The organism is Tissierella pigra (assembly GCF_009695605.1).
Taxonomy (GTDB): domain Bacteria; phylum Bacillota; class Clostridia; order Tissierellales; family Tissierellaceae; genus Tissierella; species Tissierella pigra.
This window is the reverse complement of record NZ_VUNQ01000060.1, coordinates 1-19,852: the sequence shown is the minus strand read 5'-3', so window position 1 is coordinate 19,852 and position 19,852 is coordinate 1. Positions and strand designations below refer to the sequence as shown.

The 19,852-nt window shown below is 31.7% G+C and carries 17 protein-coding genes; all 17 read left to right on the top strand.

Annotated features, from left to right (window positions below; translation table 11 throughout):
• Positions 1 to 140: 140 nt before the first annotated feature.
• The 17 genes from FYJ83_RS17575 (at position 141) to FYJ83_RS17495 (ending at position 19,482) form a co-directional block, all read left to right on the top strand.
• Positions 141 to 734 (top strand): tetratricopeptide repeat protein, encoded by a 594-nt coding sequence (locus FYJ83_RS17575; protein ID WP_326828367.1) that lies wholly within the window; start codon positions 141 to 143, stop codon positions 732 to 734.
• Between the two features lie 19 nt (positions 735 to 753).
• A complete protein-coding gene (locus FYJ83_RS17570) occupies positions 754 to 2,166 on the top strand; it encodes a DUF3991 domain-containing protein (protein ID WP_154442803.1) in 1,413 nt (470 codons plus the stop codon).
• Between the two features lie 61 nt (positions 2,167 to 2,227).
• On the top strand, positions 2,228 to 4,045 hold the full coding sequence (locus tag FYJ83_RS17565) for a VirD4-like conjugal transfer protein, CD1115 family (RefSeq protein WP_154442802.1): 1,818 nt from the start codon (positions 2,228 to 2,230) through the stop codon (positions 4,043 to 4,045).
• A 12-nt stretch (positions 4,046 to 4,057) separates the two neighbouring features.
• Positions 4,058 to 4,324, top strand: a complete 267-nt coding sequence (locus FYJ83_RS17560; protein WP_154442801.1) for a helix-turn-helix domain-containing protein — start codon at positions 4,058 to 4,060, stop codon at positions 4,322 to 4,324.
• Positions 4,325 to 4,917: 593 nt separating this feature from the next.
• A complete protein-coding gene (locus tag FYJ83_RS17555) occupies positions 4,918 to 5,577 on the top strand; it encodes a response regulator transcription factor (protein ID WP_154442800.1) in 660 nt (219 codons plus the stop codon).
• Entirely contained in the window at positions 5,574 to 6,971 is a 1,398-nt protein-coding gene (locus FYJ83_RS17550; RefSeq protein WP_154442799.1) for a sensor histidine kinase, read from the top strand. The genes FYJ83_RS17555 and FYJ83_RS17550 overlap by 4 nt, the downstream gene beginning before the upstream one ends.
• Positions 6,972 to 6,977: 6 nt before the next feature.
• The gene (locus FYJ83_RS17545) at positions 6,978 to 7,754 is read left to right on the top strand and encodes a hypothetical protein (protein WP_154442798.1); all 777 of its coding nucleotides are present in this window, start codon (positions 6,978 to 6,980) and stop codon (positions 7,752 to 7,754) included.
• Between the two features lie 259 nt (positions 7,755 to 8,013).
• A complete protein-coding gene (locus FYJ83_RS17540) occupies positions 8,014 to 8,856 on the top strand; it encodes an efflux RND transporter periplasmic adaptor subunit (protein WP_154442797.1) in 843 nt (280 codons plus the stop codon).
• A gap of 2 nt (positions 8,857 to 8,858) precedes the next feature.
• On the top strand, positions 8,859 to 10,067 hold the full coding sequence (locus FYJ83_RS17535; RefSeq protein ID WP_154442796.1) for an ABC transporter permease: 1,209 nt from the start codon (positions 8,859 to 8,861) through the stop codon (positions 10,065 to 10,067).
• A gap of 20 nt (positions 10,068 to 10,087) precedes the next feature.
• Complete coding sequence (locus FYJ83_RS17530) at positions 10,088 to 10,684, top strand: hypothetical protein (RefSeq protein ID WP_154442795.1); 597 nt, start codon at positions 10,088 to 10,090, stop codon at positions 10,682 to 10,684.
• A gap of 9 nt (positions 10,685 to 10,693) precedes the next feature.
• Positions 10,694 to 11,365 carry an ABC transporter ATP-binding protein gene (locus tag FYJ83_RS17525; RefSeq protein ID WP_154442794.1) on the top strand — a complete coding sequence of 224 codons (672 nt, stop codon included), beginning with the start codon at positions 10,694 to 10,696 and terminating at the stop codon, positions 11,363 to 11,365.
• A 62-nt stretch (positions 11,366 to 11,427) separates the two neighbouring features.
• Positions 11,428 to 12,234 (top strand): M15 family metallopeptidase, encoded by an 807-nt coding sequence (locus FYJ83_RS20090; protein WP_154442793.1) that lies wholly within the window; start codon positions 11,428 to 11,430, stop codon positions 12,232 to 12,234.
• A gap of 92 nt (positions 12,235 to 12,326) precedes the next feature.
• On the top strand, positions 12,327 to 13,640 hold the full coding sequence (locus tag FYJ83_RS17515; protein WP_154442792.1) for a stalk domain-containing protein: 1,314 nt from the start codon (positions 12,327 to 12,329) through the stop codon (positions 13,638 to 13,640).
• Positions 13,641 to 14,518: 878 nt separating this feature from the next.
• Positions 14,519 to 14,761: a hypothetical protein gene (locus tag FYJ83_RS17510; protein WP_154442791.1), complete on the top strand. Its 243-nt coding sequence runs from the start codon at positions 14,519 to 14,521 to the stop codon at positions 14,759 to 14,761.
• 725 nt (positions 14,762 to 15,486) lie between these two features.
• Positions 15,487 to 16,182 carry a hypothetical protein gene (locus FYJ83_RS17505; RefSeq protein WP_154442790.1) on the top strand — a complete coding sequence of 232 codons (696 nt, stop codon included), beginning with the start codon at positions 15,487 to 15,489 and terminating at the stop codon, positions 16,180 to 16,182.
• Positions 16,183 to 17,823: 1,641 nt separating this feature from the next.
• Positions 17,824 to 18,969, top strand: coding sequence for an amidase domain-containing protein (locus FYJ83_RS17500; RefSeq protein WP_154442789.1), 1,146 nt, complete (start codon positions 17,824 to 17,826; stop codon positions 18,967 to 18,969).
• 72 nt (positions 18,970 to 19,041) lie between these two features.
• Positions 19,042 to 19,482, top strand: a complete 441-nt coding sequence (locus FYJ83_RS17495) for a hypothetical protein (RefSeq protein WP_154442788.1) — start codon at positions 19,042 to 19,044, stop codon at positions 19,480 to 19,482.
• The last annotated feature ends 370 nt before the right edge of the window (positions 19,483 to 19,852 follow it).

Below are 19,852 nucleotides of genomic sequence, written 5' to 3'. Positions count from 1 at the left end.
ACTTTTATTAAGTGAGGATTAAAATAGACATTTCATGTAAAATAAAATTATTTTGCTTAAAATGATCTACTAAAATAATAAAAAATTAATCAGAAGTATTGAAAAATACTACTTGATTTAAAGAGGAAGTTAAAAAAGCAATTGACTATTTAAAACAAGCATCAGATAGTGGAAATCAATTTGCACAGTATTCTCTTGGAAAGCTTTATCTTGATGGGGAATATGTAGATAAAAATATACTGAAAGCTTTGGAGCTATTTAAACTATCAGCAGAAGGAGGAAATGAATATGCAGCATATCAACTTGGTAAATTATATCTGAAGGGAGAAGAGATAACAAAAGATATTTTATCAGCAATAAAATGGCTTAAGTTATCTTCACAAAAAGGGAATCAATATGGACAGTATCTATTAGGGAAAATATATTTAATGGGTGAAGGTGTACCAAGGGATAAAGAAGAGGCAATAAAATGGTTTACATTATCTGCTGAACAGGGAAATGAATATGCTCAGTTTTTTCTAGATAATATGAACAAGTTTTATAACCCATCTGTTTCACTTGTAGTATCAAAGATATTTCATCATATGAGTAAGACATTTGAAGATAATGCTCCGTTAAAATCATTAGGAGTTGGAATTAAGGTTGATAGTAAGTTATTAAGAAAGTTAAGAGAAAAGAAGATGGCACAAGGACATAAGAAAGATGACCATGAACAGCAGAATATTGAATTATAGAATTAAAAGGGAGGTAATAATGTCTACTTACATTCATTTTACAGAGGAACAAAAGAAGAAAGCAAACTCAGTTGATCTAGTGGATTTTCTGGAAAGACAGGGGGAAAAGCTACTACGTTCAGGAAGAGAGAAAAGGCTTGCAAGTGACCGTAGTATAACTATTAGAGGGAATAGATGGTATGACCATGAAACAGGAGAAGGTGGTCTAGCAATTGATTTTCTGCAGAACTTTTATGGACTTAGCTTTCCAGATGCAGTAACAAAATTACTTGATGAACAGGGAGAAATAATATATAAAACAACAGACGTAAAAGAACAGGAGGAAAGAAAGCCCTTTGTTTTACCCCGAAAACATTCTGATATGAGAAGAGTTTTTGCCTACTTAATTAAACAAAGGTGTATTGATAGAGACATAGTGAGTTTCTTTGCTAGAAATAAAATGCTATATGAAAGCAGTGAACTCTCTAAAGACAAGACAAAGGAATATCACAACGCTGTATTTGTAGGCTTAGATGAAAATGGAACTCCTCGTCATGGACATAAGCAAGGAACTTATACAAGAGGTAGGAGCTTCAAAGGAAATATAGAAAGCAGTGATCCTTGCTATAGCTTTAATTATATTGGAAAAGGTAACAAGCTTTATGTGTTTGAAGCACCTATTGATATGCTATCCTTTATTACAATATATCAGAGAGATTGGCAGTCCCATAGTTATATATCATTGTGCGGAGTGTCTGAACAGGCGATGCTGAAGATGATTGAAATAAATCCCCATCTTAATCATGTAATACTATGTCTGGATTATGATATAGCTGGAATTGAAACCACTGAAAAATTCTATGATATATTAATTGATAGGAAAATAAGATGTGATAAGCTTATGCCTAAATATAAAGATTGGAATGAAGACCTTAAGGCAAGCCTTAATCTTCCTGTAATACCCAGAGAAGAACATCCACATTATCCCCTACGGGATAAAGTTTGTTCAGAGATTTATAGTCTAACATCTGAATTTAAAAGTACAGATGATTCTCTATCAAAATTAAATAAATTATTCCACAGATGTAAAACAAATAATATGGAGCAGATAGTTGAAACATTAAAACAACTATCTGCTTTTTCTTTGCTTTTAGCTGAGAGGGAATATAAACAAATGGAAATTAGCCAAGGCATAGATGTTATCCAAAACAGATTGTATTACGGATTTAAAGCACATGAGAATCGCAGTAGACTCAATAATCGGTTGGATATGATTGGACAGGAAATTTTGAAAATCAGTAGATATGAAGGGATTATTTCTGAAGATGAAAAAATAAATATTGCAAAAGCCTATGAATCAATTGCCCAACATAGTTTAAAGGCAATTATTTTGATTGAACTACAAGAACTAAAGCAGGAACAAAAACAAATAAAAGAGATGGCTATGCAATAGGGACAAGGATGAATACTATGATGTGATTTAAAAATATAGAGAAGAAAAGGGGGACTGATCTATGGAATCACAGTTATACCTGCTTATAAGCATGGCATCTCTGATGTTCTTTGTAATTGGCGGAATTTCAATGATTGCACACTATTATACCTTAAATGGAATCAAATCAAAAACTGTTGGCGATGGTCAGCATGGTACAGCTAGATTTTCTACAAAGAAAGAAATTTTAAAAATTTATAAGCATGTACCATTTAATGTTTTAGATTGGAGGAAGGGAAAAAATCTGCCTACAGAGCAGGGAATTATAGTTGGGTGCAAAGGGGCTAAAAATAATGTCATAGCACTTGTAGATACTGATGATGTCCATTGTCTTATGATTGGTGCAGCAGGTGTAGGAAAGACTGCGTTTTTTCTTTATCCTAATCTGGAATATGCCTGTGCAACTGGTATGAGCTTTATAACTACAGATACAAAAGGTGATCTTGCTAGAAACTATGGAAGAATCGCTAAAGAATGCTACGGATACAATATAGCAGTTATAGATTTAAGAAATCCCACACGAAGTGATGGTAATAATTTATTGCATTTAGTTAATAAGTATATGGATAGATATAGGGAAGATCACAATAATATTTCTGCTAAGGCAAAGGCTGAAAAATATGCAAAGATTATTTCAAAGACTATTATAAATTCCACAGGCGATAGTTCTGCCTATGGACAAAATGCTTTCTTCTATGATGCAGCTGAAGGACTTCTAACTGCTGTTATTTTACTTATTGCAGAGTATCTTCCACCTACGAAAGAAGATGGAGAAGTAGTTGATACCAGGCATATCATCAGTGTATTTAAAATGGTGCAGGACTTAATGGAACCAAGTAAGGTAAAAGGAAAGAGTCAGTTTCAGTTACTGATGGACAAGCTTCCTTCAGAGCATAAGGCAAGGTGGTTTGCAGGTGCAGCTTTAAACTCAGCTGAACAGGCAATGGCATCAGTTCTATCTACAGTACTATCAAGACTTAATGCATTTTTAGATACAGAAATGGAACAGATCTTATGTTTTGACACTGCAATTGATGCAGAAACCTTTTGTAATAAAAAATCTGCTATCTTTCTAATATTACCAGAAGAAGATAATACGAAGTATTTTATGGTCAGTTTATTTTTACAACAGTTCTACCGTGAAATGCTGACAGTAGCAGATGAAAATGGAGGTAAGCTACCTAATCGTGTGATGATTTATGCAGATGAAATAGGTACAATTCCAAAGATTGAATCCTTTGAAATGATGCTTAGTGCAGGACGATCAAGAAGAATTTCCATAGTACCTATCATTCAATCCTTTGCACAGCTTGATAAAAATTATGGAAAAGAAGGCAGCGAAATTATAACTGATAACTGTCAGCTGACCATATTTGGAGGATTTGCACCAAACTCAGAAACAGCTCAAGTTCTATCAAAAGCACTTGGAAGCCGTACTGTTATGAGTGGAAGTATCAGTAGAGGTAAAAATGATCCTTCACAAAGTTTGCAGATGATGGAGAGACCATTATTAACAGCAGACGAATTAAAATCTTTACCAAAAGGAAACTTTGTTATTATGAAAACAGGAGTGCATCCAACGAGGACTGTACTCCGTTTGTTTTTAGATTGGGGCATCACTTTTGGTAAACCATATATTATGGAGGAAAAGTCGCGTCGTAGGGTTTTCTATGCTGATAAAGAAACATTAGAAGAAAATATTGAGAATCAAGAGCTTGATGAAAATATTGAAGAAACAGAATCAGGAGATATAAAAAATAAAAGTGGTGGGATGTCACATAATCCATCATCAAAAATAGATCCAATTAATAAAAAGAGAAGGCCGACATTGAGAACATAGGAGGGATAAGGTTTGAGTTATTTTGGAACAATTTATTCCTACACATCAGATGAACTTCCGGCTCGTGCTAAAACAGTATACATGTATCTAAAGGACAGAAGTGATGCAAAGGGTGAATGCTGGCCAGCCATAAACACTATTGCAAAAGAAACTTCTATGTCAAGAAGTACAGTTAAACGAGGTATAGCGGATCTAATACGCTGTGGACTTTTAACCAAAGAACCCCGCTATAGGGAGAATGGGAGTAATTCATCCAATAGATATTTTTTGAAAAGGTAATGAAACTAATAAAAAGATAAGCTATCCACCAAGGGGGTAGTTTGTCTTTTTCATGGACTGAGGTGGAGTTCATGATGAACCTATCAGAAGGACTCACTTTAAGAATTATCTATAGGCAGAAAAAGAACAGTATGATAATACAATAGTAAAATCTATTAATCTTAAAATACAACAATGATAACTTTATAAATAGTTCACTAAAACTATTTATTCTAATAAAAGTCTTTTTTTGCAAAAAAATATAGTTCTCAATAAATTATAAGTTGAAACTTTATATGTTTATATGAGTTAAAATTTAGACTTGGAGAATTGAAATTAAAATAAATACTTGATTTTACTTAGTTATATGTATATATTGATGTTAAACTATATTTTAACAATTAGGATGCTTCGTTATGTATTACAATAGCAAAGCTGAAAAATATATGAGGATTAATAGTTAAAATATTAGAAGTTCCAATCGGATTAAAAATAATAGTATCTTTCCTTAATACAATTGAAAAATTATTAGATTTACTTAAGTTTTAAAATAGAGACAAAGATGATACAAATAAGATACAACTTTGATGTATCATTATTAAGGGGTGATAATATTGATTCGAATTCTGATAGTGGAAGATGAAAAGCCTATCTCTGACTTAATACGAATGAACTTATTTGAAGCAGGGTATTTTTGTGATTGCGCTTTCGATGGAATGACCGCCATAAATATGCTGGATGAAAACAAATATGATTTAATTCTATTAGATATTCTTCTTCCAGAAGTTGACGGATATGAGGTTATGGAATATGTGAAGCCACTAGATGTTCCAGTAATATTCTTAACAGCAAAAGCAAGTGTAGATGATAGAGTTAAAGGGTTAAAACTTGGTGCTGATGACTATCTTGTGAAACCATTTGAAATTATTGAGCTTTTAGCAAGAGTTGAGGCTGTTCTAAGAAGATATAATTTAAGTCAATCTACCATTGAAATAGGTGGATTGCTCATTGATACCAAAGCAAGAACCGTAAAGAAAGAAAACCTAGACATCCTTCTAACACCGAAGGAATATGAACTTCTAATATTTTTTATTACTAATAAAAATATTGCACTTTTTAGGAATAAAATATACGAAAAAATATGGGGTGGGGATTATATGGGAGACAGTAGAACTGTTGATCTGCATGTTCAGCGCTTAAGAAAAAAGCTTGGCTGGGAGCAGTTGATTACTGCGGTCTATAAAGTAGGATATCGGTTGGAGATAAAACAATGAAATTATCATGGAAAGTATTTTTCAGTACTCTAATAATTACGATACTGACATTCAGTATAGGAGGTTATTTTCTCATATCTGCTGTTTTTCAGTCTGCCCTTAATAGAGAAAGCAGCTCGGCATTGGAGGAAAACAAAATGCTCCGCAGTTATTTTGGAGCAGTAATTCCTACGTCAACATCTGAAGAACAAAGTAAAGCATCAATGGTAAATATCTCAGAATCTATTATATCTCATTTTACAAATGATAAATTATCAATTAGGATTTCAGATGATGAACAGAATATAATTGCTCAGAGTGATGATGTAAGATTTGATGTAAATTTGCTGAAACAACTTGAAGACAATTCCTTGTTGTATAAGACTATAGAATATAATGGCAGATACTATATTCAGACAGCTTCTATTCTCCAGACCTTTAGCGGAAAAGTATATATAGAAACCATTCATGATATATCTTCTATTTTCACAGACAGACAAAATTTATTTTCTTCTTATCGAAAATTTATTTTTTGCATGCTGGTTGTCAACGGACTATTAGTTTTTTTAATGACATTATGGACACTCTCCCCCTTAAAAAGACTGTCCAATACTACAAGAGAAATAGCCAAAGGGAAATATAGTGACAGGGTAGCAATTCAGACAAAAGATGAAATTGGGTTATTAGCGGAGGATTTCAATAAGATGGCAGATAGTCTTGAAACCAAAATACTGGATCTTGAAGCAACGACAATAAGCCAGAGAGATTTTATAGGCAGTTTTGCTCATGAAGTAAAAACTCCCCTTACTTCAATTATTGGATATGCGGATATGCTTCGTTCAAAGAGGATGTCCGAAGAAAATAGAATCTTGGCAGCAGATTATATTTTTAATGAGGGAAAACGACTAGAGGTTCTTTCATTAAAACTACTTGATTTATTGGTAGTAAAAAATCATGAATTTGAGATGAAAGAAATTAATATGAAAGAGCTGTTCAATAATATCAAAGGGATTATGGAACCTACTATTAAGGGAAGTAATATTCTACTAGAAATTTCTGCTGAAGATATTCAAATAAGGGTGGAAGAAGATTTGATAAAAACTCTTATTATAAACCTTATAGACAATGGCAGAAAAGCAATCCAAGGGAGCGGCATCATCAACTTAACAGGCAAACGGATATCTGATGAGAGATTTATAATTATTGTTAAGGATAATGGCAAGGGGATGACAGAAAATGAGCTTTCAAGGATTACAGAGATGTTTTATATGGTGGATAAATCAAGGGTCAGAGATAAAGGTGTAGGTATTGGACTATCTTTGTGTAAAGAAATCGTGGAACTACATGGTGGAGAGATGAATTTTGAATCTCAAGTAGATATTGGAACCAGTGTTTATTTGGATTTAAGGGGGTAGAAAATTATGAGGATAAATAAAACATATATATTGACTATTTCCTTAGTATTTACTTTTATTGCAGCAGGTTTTTTCCTACCTGAATGGATGACTGCTCATACAGATCAAAGTATAATTGGTAAGGTCAAATTTGAATCAATTGAACCGCAAAAAATTATATCAGATAAAGAAATAACGATAGTTGAGAAAATAAGCTTATTGAGAGATTATCCGCAAAATGTGAATCGGATTGCACTTGAAATGGGTACGAAATTTGACTTGACTTCCGCAAGTTCTAAATTTTTAGAAGAAATTTCAGTACTTACAAAACTTGGACTGCTACCTGAAATAGAACTAAGCGATAAAACTACTGTTAAAATCGACGTCAGCTTATATGTTCAAAAAGATGAACCAACCATTAGTGGGGTGTTTTGGAATTTAGCTTTGCAAGAAGGTGAATTTTTAGGAAATTTCTACATGGATGATTATACTGGAAAGATTATACAGTTTGTTGTAACTACGCTAGATATGCCATTGATTATAGAAAATAGGGGCATTGAAACATGGGCAAATTATCTTGGGCTTGAGGCTCGAAAAATAGAATCTCAGCCGGAAACTTACTCTTTTTGGGAGGATAAAACTACAAAGATATCTGAAAGCGGCTATAACGCTTATAATTTTGAACTTAAATTCGAAGATCATGTTTTGCCCTATACATTTTATAATTTTGAAAATGGGTATGGATTTGGTTACATAAAGAAATTTATATCAAGTTATAATACCTCTGTTAAGATTCGACCATGACAAAAGCAACATGAAAAATTAATATGGTAAATTGTCTGTGTATAAGACTTTCAACAGAAAAATACGCCTTGAGTAGCTTTTAAGATTCAGCAGGGCGTATTTTTTTGTGCAAGATTTTTAAGGAACTTATTATATAAAATTCTTTGTCTTAGGTAAAAATTGTGCAAATATTAAGCAATAATGATACAACTTTGATACACGGCCCCTTTATACTTTATATTACAAGATTAATTAAATAAAAAGCGAGGTATAGAGTGATATGAATGGAAAAAAGACACGAAAAAGAAAAATTGTTACATCTATCATTGTCATTTCGGTTCTGCTGACTTCTACTTATTTACTGTCTAAAGCAAATAAGTCTCAAGAGGATGTTATGCCCTTAAGGGAATATGAAGTTTTTCGAGATGATATAACAGCAGGGATTTCTGCTAGCGGTTATTTATATCTACCAAGCGTTAATCATTATTTTGATATTCCTGTTCAGATTGAAGAAGTTTATGTAAGAAAAGGTGATACAGTAAAGGCTGGAGATAAAATTGCTAAAGCAGTTGGCACCGAATTAGAGAATCCTAATCTTTACTCCAAGTTAGATGGCGTTGTCCTTTCAGTTCCTTCTGTGGAAGGTGAAATGACTGCAGGAAAGCCAATTGTTGCGCAAATTGGAGACCCGAAGAAGATAACTGCAAGTATACAGGTATCCCAGGCAGATATTAGTGAAATAGAAGTCGGCCAGCCTGTACAGTTTACCCTCAACGCGTATCCGACGCAGACACTGCAGGGGATCGTTACAGATGTCCAGTTTGCTCCTAAAAATGCGAATCCAGTGGAATATACGGTTTACGCCTCTATTGATACACAAGAAGATATGCTTTTGTTGGAGGGGATGACATTTTCAGCCCAGCTCATTCAGAAACAGGTAAAAGATGTGTTATGCCTTTCAAACAAAGCAATTCAGTTAAGAGAAGGTAAACAAATCGTACTTCTTATGGATGAAGAAGGTAATCTATTTGAACAAGAAATCCAGACAGGCTTTTCAGATGGGCGATACAGTGAAATATTATCAGGTCTTTCTGAAGGGGAAATTGTCTACGTGGAGGGATAAGTATGCAATTGACTGAAATGTTACGTATCATATGGATTAATATTTTGCAGAACAAATTTAAGGTTGTTCTAAGTTCATTAGGTATTATTGTAGGAGCTACAACAATTGTTTTAGTAATTGCTATAGGTAAAGGTGGAGAAGCAGAAATAATCAAGCAATTCGGTGATCTGTCGGCAGCTACTATCTATATTAATCCAGATGAATCGAAAGCTGCCCTAAGTGGAAATGTGGATTTTAGCAAAATAGAACGGTTAAATCTGGAACAGATTTACCATATAAAAGAAGAAAATCCATACCTGACAAATATTATGCTTTTAGACTTTGGCAGCGTAAATGTAATGATAAATGGTAAGGAGTTTTTTAGGACTGTTACAGGTGTAACGGCAGAATATGAACATGTTATGAATCTATCAACAGCCTATGGTGAAAATCTGACAAAGGATGATGAGGAGAATAAAACATTAGTTGCTGTTTTAGGGTTTAATGTGGCGGAGCAGAGTTTTGGTAATGCTGAATATGCTGTTGGCCAATATATATCAGTCAACGATAAGCTGTTAAAAGTTGTAGGAGTTCTGCCTCGAAGAGGTGATAGTGTCGGATTAGTAGTTCCAGATTCATCAATTTTTATCCCATACTCTGTAGGAAAAGAATATATATTTAGTAATCGTTCAATACCTCGGGCAGTTGCCTTAGCAGATGATGTGTCCCATGTGGATTCTGCAATGAAATGGATTCGCAGCTCCCTCACTTATTATTTTGATAACGGTGATGCGTACACAATTGAAGATGTAGGAAGCAGAATGGAAGTCGCTACCCAGTCAGCAAGAATAATGAGTGTTATATTGATTTCTGTTGCGGTTATTGTGTTTGTTGTCAGCGGAATCGGAATCATGAATGTTTTGTTTGTATCTGTGAAGGAGCGCACAAGAGAAATCGGAATCTTGAAAGCTTTAGGCTGTTCCGAAGGTAATATACTTCTGCAGTTTCTTCTTGAATCCGTGACCATAAGTGCATTTGGAAGTGTGGCTGGGATGCTTTTGAGCATTTTTATATTGCCACTTATGAGATATATTGATATTCCGGTTACTCCATCTGCAGGAGGCCAATTAGCTGCGTTATTTTTTTCGCTTCTAACAGGCACAGCTTTCGGATACTATCCTGCATATAGAGCATCAAAGCAGAAACCTATTGATGCATTAAATTATGAATAAAGTGAAGGAGAATGATTGATATGAAAAGATTAAAAAGATTTGTAGCAATTACGGTAGTTGCCCTATTAATGTTTACAGGTTGTTCAAATGAAACAATACCAAATGAAGCAAATGATATTGATTTGCAGCAAAAAGAATCTGAGGATAAAATGTTATCTAAAAAGGATTCAAATGAAGAGAATGCTGATTATGATGAAAATGCTCAAGAGTCAGGGAAGAATATTTATGGCAGGGTAAAGAGCATCATAGGCAATGAAGTTGAGATTGAGTTAGGAAAAGCACCAGATTGGGATGGAGATAATGGAGACGATGGTGAAGATAAGAAGAAACCAGGTGTCTCTACGGTAAAAGTTGCTGAAAAGGAAAATCCTCCAGGAGTTGAAGATTATTATGCGCCAGATCCATCGAACCCTATATACGGAGAAAATGGAGAAATCAACTTAACATATACAGGTGAAAGCATAACCTTGACTATACAGGCGGGGACCGAAATACGGAATGCTTTAGGAAAAACGGCGACTTTGGAAGAAATTAAAAAGGGATCTGTATTAATGCTTATGCCAAAGCTTGTAGATGGTAAGGATGCCAGCATAGAAATGCTGACAATTTTAAAGTGAGGGAATGCCATGAATGAAATGATCAGGATGGAAAATGTAAATAAATCTTACTTCATGGGAGAGGAAAGCTTGCATGTGCTTAAGGATATCAGTCTTACAGTTGAGAAGGGTGATTATCTAACCATACTTGGACCATCAGGCTCTGGCAAGAGTACTTTAATGAATATTTTGGGCTGTATGGACACTTCTGATAGCGGAATATATCAATTTAATGATATTGAGTTGAATAAGTGTACTAATAAGGAACTGTCATGGTTCAGAAACCAAAAAATTGGTTTTATTTTTCAGAAATATAATCTGATACCCCAATATACAGCAATGCAAAATATCATTATGCCTTTACTTATACGTGGGATAACCAGAAATGAGGCAGTGAAAAAAGCAGATAAAATCGTCAGTCTTGTTGGTTTGTCCGACAGGATAATGCACAAGCCAAATGAACTCTCAGGAGGGCAGCAACAAAGAGTGGCCATTGCCCGTGCTTTAATAACGGAACCTTCTTTGTTGCTAGCAGACGAACCAACTGGTTCTTTAGATTCTGCTACAGGAAAGGATATACTAGCTCTTTTTAAGAAGTTGAATAATAATGGCAATACCATAATAGTGATTAGCCATAATAATCAGGTAGCTAAGCAAAGTAAACGGATTATCTCTATATTGGATGGAAAGTTGATAGAATAGAGGAAATAAACGTATTACAAAATAATTAGATAATATTTGCTATGAGATAAGGGGGATTTTTTGTGTATACAATAGATAAACATGTTATTGAAGTAGATAGTTTAGAATCGAAAATAAAAGGAAGGTCATTGTTAAAGGGAAGAGGAAAAGTATCTATAGTTACTATTTTATCTATTTTTCTTATATTGTCATTTACAGTTATAGTTAATGCGGAAGCTTCAGAATCAATTAAAGTTTTAATAAGAGAAAAAAAGGATGAATCTTTTTTGGAACAAGAAAAAGAAAAATCTTATTTGGTGCAGAATAGTAAAGACTGGATGCTAATGTTGGTAAATGAAAAAAGTCCTTTGCCAGATGGATATTTACCTAAATTGAAAAAACTAGAAAATGGACTTGAATTTGATGAAAGAGCAATAGATTATCTTAATGAGATGCTTGCTGATGCAAGGTTACAAGGTTTATCTCCTGTTGTTTGTTCCGCATTTAGGACAGTAGAATATCAACAAAAATTATTTGACAATCAAATTAAGAAACAGATGGGCAATGGATTAAGTGCTCATCAGGCAGTGGTTGAAGCGAAAAAGGTTGTTGCCTATCCTGGGACGAGTGAGCATAATTTGGGATTAGCTGTTGATATAGTATCTCTAGGTTATCAGTTTCTTGATGAGAAACAAGCTGCAACTCCAGAAATAGAATGGTTGGTTGAACATTGTAGTGAATATGGATTTATACTTAGATATCCTAAAGATAAAACTGAGATAACAGGTGTTATATATGAACCATGGCACTTTAGATATGTAGGAAAACAGGCAGCAAAAGAAATAATGGAAAATGGCCTTTGTTTGGAGGAATACCTTATAAGATATTAAAATATACTATGTAGATATTTATATCAGTTTTTTATATTGGAGATAATTTTTATTGAACTGATTAGATAAATATATTTAAGGAAGTGATAAATTTGCTTAAAAAAACAATATTTACAGCATTATCTATAGCCTTAGTTTTCCTTATGACTGTCACGGTTAATGCAAATGCTGAGAAAGAAATTAAAATAATAGTTAATGGTGTAGAACTTAAAGCAGAGACCGAGGCAATTATAATTGATAACCGGATAATGGTGCCATTTCGTGCAATATTTGAAGCATTGGAAGTAAACGTTGATTGGATACCAGATACGGAAACTATTATCGGGGAAAAATCTGATTTAATAATGGAGCTACAGTCTAATAATAAAATTGCCAAAATTAATGGAAAGGAAGTCGAGCTGGATGTAGCAGTAAAGGTTATTGATGGTCGAACGTTGGTACCGATACGTTTTGTAGCAGAAGAAATGAAAGCAAAGGTGGACTGGGATCAAAGTACAAGAACAGTTACTATAGCAGCAGATTCAAACATTTACGAAAATGATAATAAAAATATTGTTAATACTGTCGGAGAAGCTAGTTCTGAAAATATTATCAATACTATTAAGCACCTTACTACACAGCCACGTATAGTTGGTTCTGAGTTTGAAAGAGAAGTTGCTATTTTTTACGCTGATATTTTAAAATCTTACGGATATGAAGTTGAACTTCAGAGATTCCCTTTCAAAACCTTGAGTATAGATGAGATTTTGAGTATTAATAAGAATAAATCTCTGGATTTTAACTATACGACTTTTAATGGAACAGGAACTAATGTCATAGCTAGAAAACCAGCAAATTTAAATAGTAATGCAGATATTCTAGTTATCAGTGCCCATTATGATTCTGAATCCATCACTAATGGGGTTATTGATAATGCGACTGGTGTTGCTGCTGTTATGGAACTTGCAAATATGTTACAGGAAGTATCTTTAGATACTGAAATCAGATTTATTTTATTTTCTGGTGAGGAGAATTTCATGTATGGCTCAAGATATTACGTGAGTAAACTTAAAAAGGATGAATTAGAAAGAATTAATAATATCAATATTGATTCAATAGGGGAAGAAGGTGATTTGTATCCAATAATAGGTACATTTAATGGGAAGGCTAATGAATTGACATATTTGTTTGATGAATATCTTAATAATCAGTCCTTGGAAATTAAGAAAGGTCCTCCAAGCGATTATATTGCCTTTGAATATGCTGGATGTCCTGCAGTAACAATAGCCCAATATCCATCAATGCTACTTACCAATATTGGTGGATTGATAAGTGGTGATAAAATTGAAAGAATTGATATTCAAAAAATAAAAGAAATAACAGATATGTTGTACGCCATAATTGTAGAGAATTTTCTAAGAAAATAGCCTTTTGATTGTTTAAAATATAATGATACTCCTCTATAGTTATTATATGACTGCTTAATTAGTTATAAGAAACTTATTGAGTGTAATAAGATAATTTTTAGAAGATTATTTACAATACTAGAGCATCTAAAAACAACTTATGATATGACATAATAAGCTTTATGATGTTAGAAAATCTAGATAATAAATTTAGCCAATAAATTAGATTATATTAATGAGGAAATATGCTGAAGAAATTATTTCATATGATGAGAATTATGCTTATTTCTTTATTCTTGGAATTGAGATTGATGATGTGATGTAAAGTATAAATATGACATTTAATAAGACAAATTGAAAAAATGAAGTTGGAATAGATAGATGCTAAATGTCGAATAATTACCTACAGAAGATATTTACTTGGAAATTATAAAAGTTTAAGGAGCATATAATCTAACAATCTGCCCAATAGAAGATGATATATTAGCATATTTGTATAGTGTAAGCTTGAAATTAAAAAAGATTTGCATGTAGTTTTTTAAAATGGAACTACGATAAAAAGTATATAATATTTTTAAAAATTAAAAATGTAATTTCTATAAAGTAATTTTAAGCAATGCTTTATATTAATTATACGTTAAAGCTTATGATAAAAACTAAATAATTGCTTAAGCTGCAGGCCTCGACATTTTGAATTAAAGTGCCGGGGCTGATTTTACGCCCTTTTTCAATAATATGGTACATAAAAAAGCCGAGAATAACAAAATCGTTATTCTCGGCTTTTTTATGTACCGAAATTAAGGAGGCCAGTATGAAACGTTGAGAGACGTATATTGCTAGATATCCGCAGCCTTCTGATTTTTTCTAATTAACAAAATGAAAAAAATGGAGGGATACGGATGGCAACCTTTATGAATGCTTACATTCTTGAGAAGACTGAAAGTGGAAATAAAAAACAATATTATGTTTCATTTATTGACGGAAATTATGTACTTCACAAAATGGAGATTAACCTTGATATTTACTTTGCTTTATTTAAATTAAACAAAATTGATAGAAATCTTACTCGCTCTGGTGAAAGAAATTTGGAGCACTTAGATCTTACTGAAGAAGCTCTAAGTAAGTGCTCCTTAATAAAATAGAAAAAGGTGGAAGATATCATATTAGAAAAAGAAAAGAAGACTGAACTTTGGAGTGCAATTGGTTATATTAACATCCGAAAAAGAACATTATAAATAGTCTAGTCTATCATAAAAAAGATCTATGAGTTTCCGTTATAAGAAATAATATAAGAGGATTTAATGAACTATTTCTTAATAAAAATCTTAGCTCATAACATTAAAATATATAGTTCATGACAAATCATGGCATAGAAATATAAAATTGTTATAATAAACATAAGGTTAAGGGGATTATTTAATAGATATTTATAAGCTATAAATATCGGTTATTATTTGTCAAATCAAATAAGTAGATTTTACTATTACCATGAATTGATATATAGTAAAAAAATTAAGAAAGTGGACAAAAGTTAGCTGATTTTAGAATTTGAAGAATATATAATTGAATATAACAAGATAAGAAAATAAATAATTTAATTTTTGGACATGCCTTGAATCTTCATTACAATTGTATCTTTATCTTCTTATGTATAAGAGTTATTAATATTTTCAGTATTATCGGTACTAAAAAGCATAAGCAATTTAAATTTATGTCATTAGTCTCAAATAAGGAGGGATGGAAAAGAGATATATATAACAGTTGGAGCTACGTATTCAAATCGGCAATTAGGATATTGGACAGATTCAGCACTAAAGAAAATAAAACAATATATAAAAAGTGAAAAATTAAAAAAAGGAGTGGTATTATGCTTAAAATCAAAAAAGTATTGCCAGTTTTTTTAGCAATTCTAATGTTAATCCCAAGTGTTAATGTATTAGCACAAGAACATAACATCACTGAAAAAGATTTAAAACTAGAAGAATTAATATCATCAATAGACATTGACAGAGAATTAGATAATGCAATTAATGGGGTTATCGATAATGAAGTTCCTAAAGAAATAATAGATCAAATAAAAATTGAAGGAGATTTTATTTCTGAAGAATCTTTAATAGGAAATTTTTCTACATTACCTTCAGAAACCCCGGAAATAGAAACAGGTTATACAGTAAAAAAACTTGGAGAAATTGATGGTGAATCAGTATATTCAATGACAGCATATGCTAGACCTAAAGAAATAGAAGATAAAGCAACAAAACTTGGAGTTACTGCACTTGTTGGATTAGTTTGGATAGATAATTTCGGAATGGACAATGAACTAGAAAGTGTATTCTACGGATGGAAACCAACTGGTGATTCAAAAGTATCAAATAGAGAACTTAGAATTCTTATTGATAATGCAAATAAAGATGGAATAATTTATCCAAGAAGCGATGACTATAATCATTTTAGTTATTATAGAAAAGGATTTAGATTTAGTGCAAGTACAACTGCAAATGTTACTGATGGTAGAAATAAAGGGTCTATAACTGTTCTTGCGGAAACAAAATTATGGAATTAAATTTAAAAGTATAGCTATTAGAAGGGGTGAATTTTATTAAATTTAAAGATAATCTAAAAATATTTATCTCAACATTATCATTTTTTATAATTGGATTTACAATACTTCTAATAATTGCTAATTCAATAAATCTATATAATTATTTTAATATTTTTATAGTATATTCCTTTAAAATAATCTTAAGTATTTTAATAGCATTTATTATATTTTACTTAAAATATAATGACAAACCAAAAAAACAAAATTTTAAAAACTATAAAAAAGATTTAAAATTAAAAATTGTATCCACTATCTTTCTATCATTGATATTCATATATCATTCAAAAAATCCAATAAGACTATACTCATTAATGGATTATAAGGAATTTTATCTTAATTACAGATTAGTAATACAAGGCTCATTTACTTTATTGTTTATTCTCTCAATGATTACAACATATTTAATACTTGAATATAAATACATGAAAAAGACGATTAATTGATCGTCTTTTTTCTTTTTGCCAACTTCTTTTGTTATATAATTTTTTACTCTAATTGCTTTATAGAAATACGGCTAAGGTGAAAGCGGATATAGAAATCTCAACCCTCAAATATACCTTACTTTATATATTATAATTATGGTTTTACATTAAAAGAAATAGCACTGTTAGTAGTATGTTCCATTCGTGCTGTCAAGCATAGCATTGATGATGCAAAAAAGAAATTAGAAGAAAGAATAAAAAATTTATAAAAGCAGACTTCAAAATAGAGGTTAAATGTGGAAATAGGTGAAGGAATATTATTTTTCTCTTCCCTGTTTTTATTTTACAGGTTGTACTTTGAAAAATTAATATCCGATTACATAAATACATTAGCTGATGAGTCAGAAATGGATAAGCGACAATGGAAGATGCCCCAAGACCACCTGTATACGCAGATATGATTTCTGCTAATATAAAAGCCAGCCTTCTAAGGTGTCTAGTCTATCATATAAAAGATCTATGAGTTTCCATCATAAGAAATAATATGAGAGGATTTAATGAGCTATTTCCTAACAAAACCCTTAGTTCATGACATTAAAATATATAGTTCATGACAAATCATGGCATAGAAATATTAAATCGTTATAATAAACACATAACATGAATAAATTTAGTTTGGTATATAAGGAAAGGAGCAGTATCGGTCGAGTTAATTGACGTAATTATTATAAAGTATCTATTCTCTAGGTAATCGATTTTCTATGACATAAGATTTTTGCCTACCCAGTGACTGAAAGGATGGTTACATAAATACACTACCTTCTTCATGGATTGATATGTAGAGTTCCCCTTATCAATGAGAAATCAATTGGTAAATAATCATAAGCAATTTGAACTATACAATAGATATCTCTAGTAAGTTCTAAAACCATACAATTATCTAAAAGCAGATGTGCGACAAGGACATTGGTGCATATTCTGTACCATGGATCATATTAAATAAAGTAAATTATTAACATTTTTATCATATAAATATTATTTTAAACAATTTTAAAATATATAATATTTTAAGAAGTGGAGTGATGTTTATGATTGCACGGTATAGATATTAAAAAATTAACTATAATTTAAAATTTAAAACTGCTAAGAAAAAGGAAAATTAAAAACGGGAGGGCTTTATATGTTTAAAAAAAGAAGATTATCTTTTTTAGTAGCGATGCTTCTTATTTTAAGTTTTATCCCAACTGCATTTGCTTCTGCGAATAATTATAATTTTACCAGTATTAGTAGGGAAAATGAAGAAGCTATTATTACCTATGTTTGTGATCAAGTAATTGAAAGTTATGCAGAATATTATACAATCCCCAGTATTTCTGGACAAATAGTTTCGCTAATTACTGAATCAGATGGCATTCATGCAACTGTAGATGTGGGATTTAAAAAAATACTTTTGGCAAAGTCTGCATCTGAATTACCTTATATTAAAGGTCTTGAAAGTGAATTAGCTAATATCACTGATGATAATTCTAATTTACTTGCGAAAGAGCAGATTGATGCAAGAAAAAAAGATTTAGACGATAATTATATAGGCAAAGAACAAGAGGAAAATGCAACATTTAAGGTTATTATACCTATAGCTAAAGATGGTTTTAGTATAGAAGAATCCACAAATGTTGAAATTTGTTTTCAAAGTGAAACAGGAGAAATGAATATGTCAGACTTTGCTCCTGCTTCTGAAAGTGAACTTTTTAACAAAGGTGTAGAGGAAATTGATTCAATTCTTAAAAGTACTGATATTGAACGTTATGTGGAGATAGCTGCTAAAACTAATCCAAGCTCTGCTAAAGACTATGATAGAATTAAAGCAAGAGGGTATGTAAGAGATTATTCATGTGGGAAATGTACAACAAGTCCCCATGCTTGCCGAAATAAGAATTACCCATTTTATAATGGTAATGATTGTGCTAATTTTGTCTCTCAAGCAATTCACGCTGGTGGAATTGCAACAGAAAGCAATTGGAAATCAGGCACAAATACATGGGTTAACACAGGTTATTCCTCCTCAATTTATGGGCTTAAAGATTATATGGTAGACCAGGGATTTTTCTTTGCATCATCTAACAAGAACAAAGCTATGGCTGGTAGTATTATTTATTGGACCTCGTATTCCCATGTAGGTTTAGTAGATCAAAATGATACTGTAACAATGACTTTTTGTGCACATACGAATGACCGTAAATCATCATCTTTTAAAAACATAAGCGATGTTTCTTTTTATATACCAGTATGGGATTCATATGGTGGAGTTTGGACACCACAAAATTAAATAAGCACCCTTTTCCCCTTGTTCCAGAAAATTACCCTGGAACAGGGGAGAAAGGTAATCTAGGGGGCAACTATGAAAAAGTATAATTTAACTTGGATCATCTTTTTAGTGTTTCTATTAATTGTTACATTATCTGCATGTTCTGAAACAAAGGAAAATCTAATATATACTAATGATGAGTATGGATTTAGTATAGAATTTCCTGAAAGTTGGAGTGGTGAATTTGAAGTTATTCCATATGAATATGGTTTGGCTATAACTTCTCAAGTAAATGATATTGAAACACTTGCCTATATTCATAAGTATACAATTCAAGAATGGCAGGATTTAAATTATGGTTTAGAAATACCAGTACAACATCAGGTTTTGAGTGAAAATGAAGAAGTGGTTTTTATTTTAATTTATCCTGGAGATGTAAACTATAACATAGAAAATGAAGATTCTGTTAAAAGAAATGAAGAAATGACTACTGATCTGATGGAAGAAAACTTTATTTTCAATTGGCTTGATTAGGATAAAAAGGTACTGTATATCTTTTGTATAAATAGCAATTTTAATGTAAGAAAAATAAATTATATTATAGTTATTTGTATTTATGAAATTAATCCTATTAAAAAATTCTATTCAATAAGAGATACAATTTAAGATATGGATTTGTTAAATAATATATAAGGAGATGTGCATATATAGGGGGTGATCCCGATGTAAGAGTACGCCATTTTAATTAAACTGTTTAAGTGATTTTTTGTAGTTAAAATACGAGCTTCCTGTGATACGATAAAAATAGAAAATCCTCACAAATAAATTAAGGTATAATTGTAATTGAGAGAAAACAATTCTTAATTTAAAGGAGGATCTACTATGAATTATAAACAAAATCAAA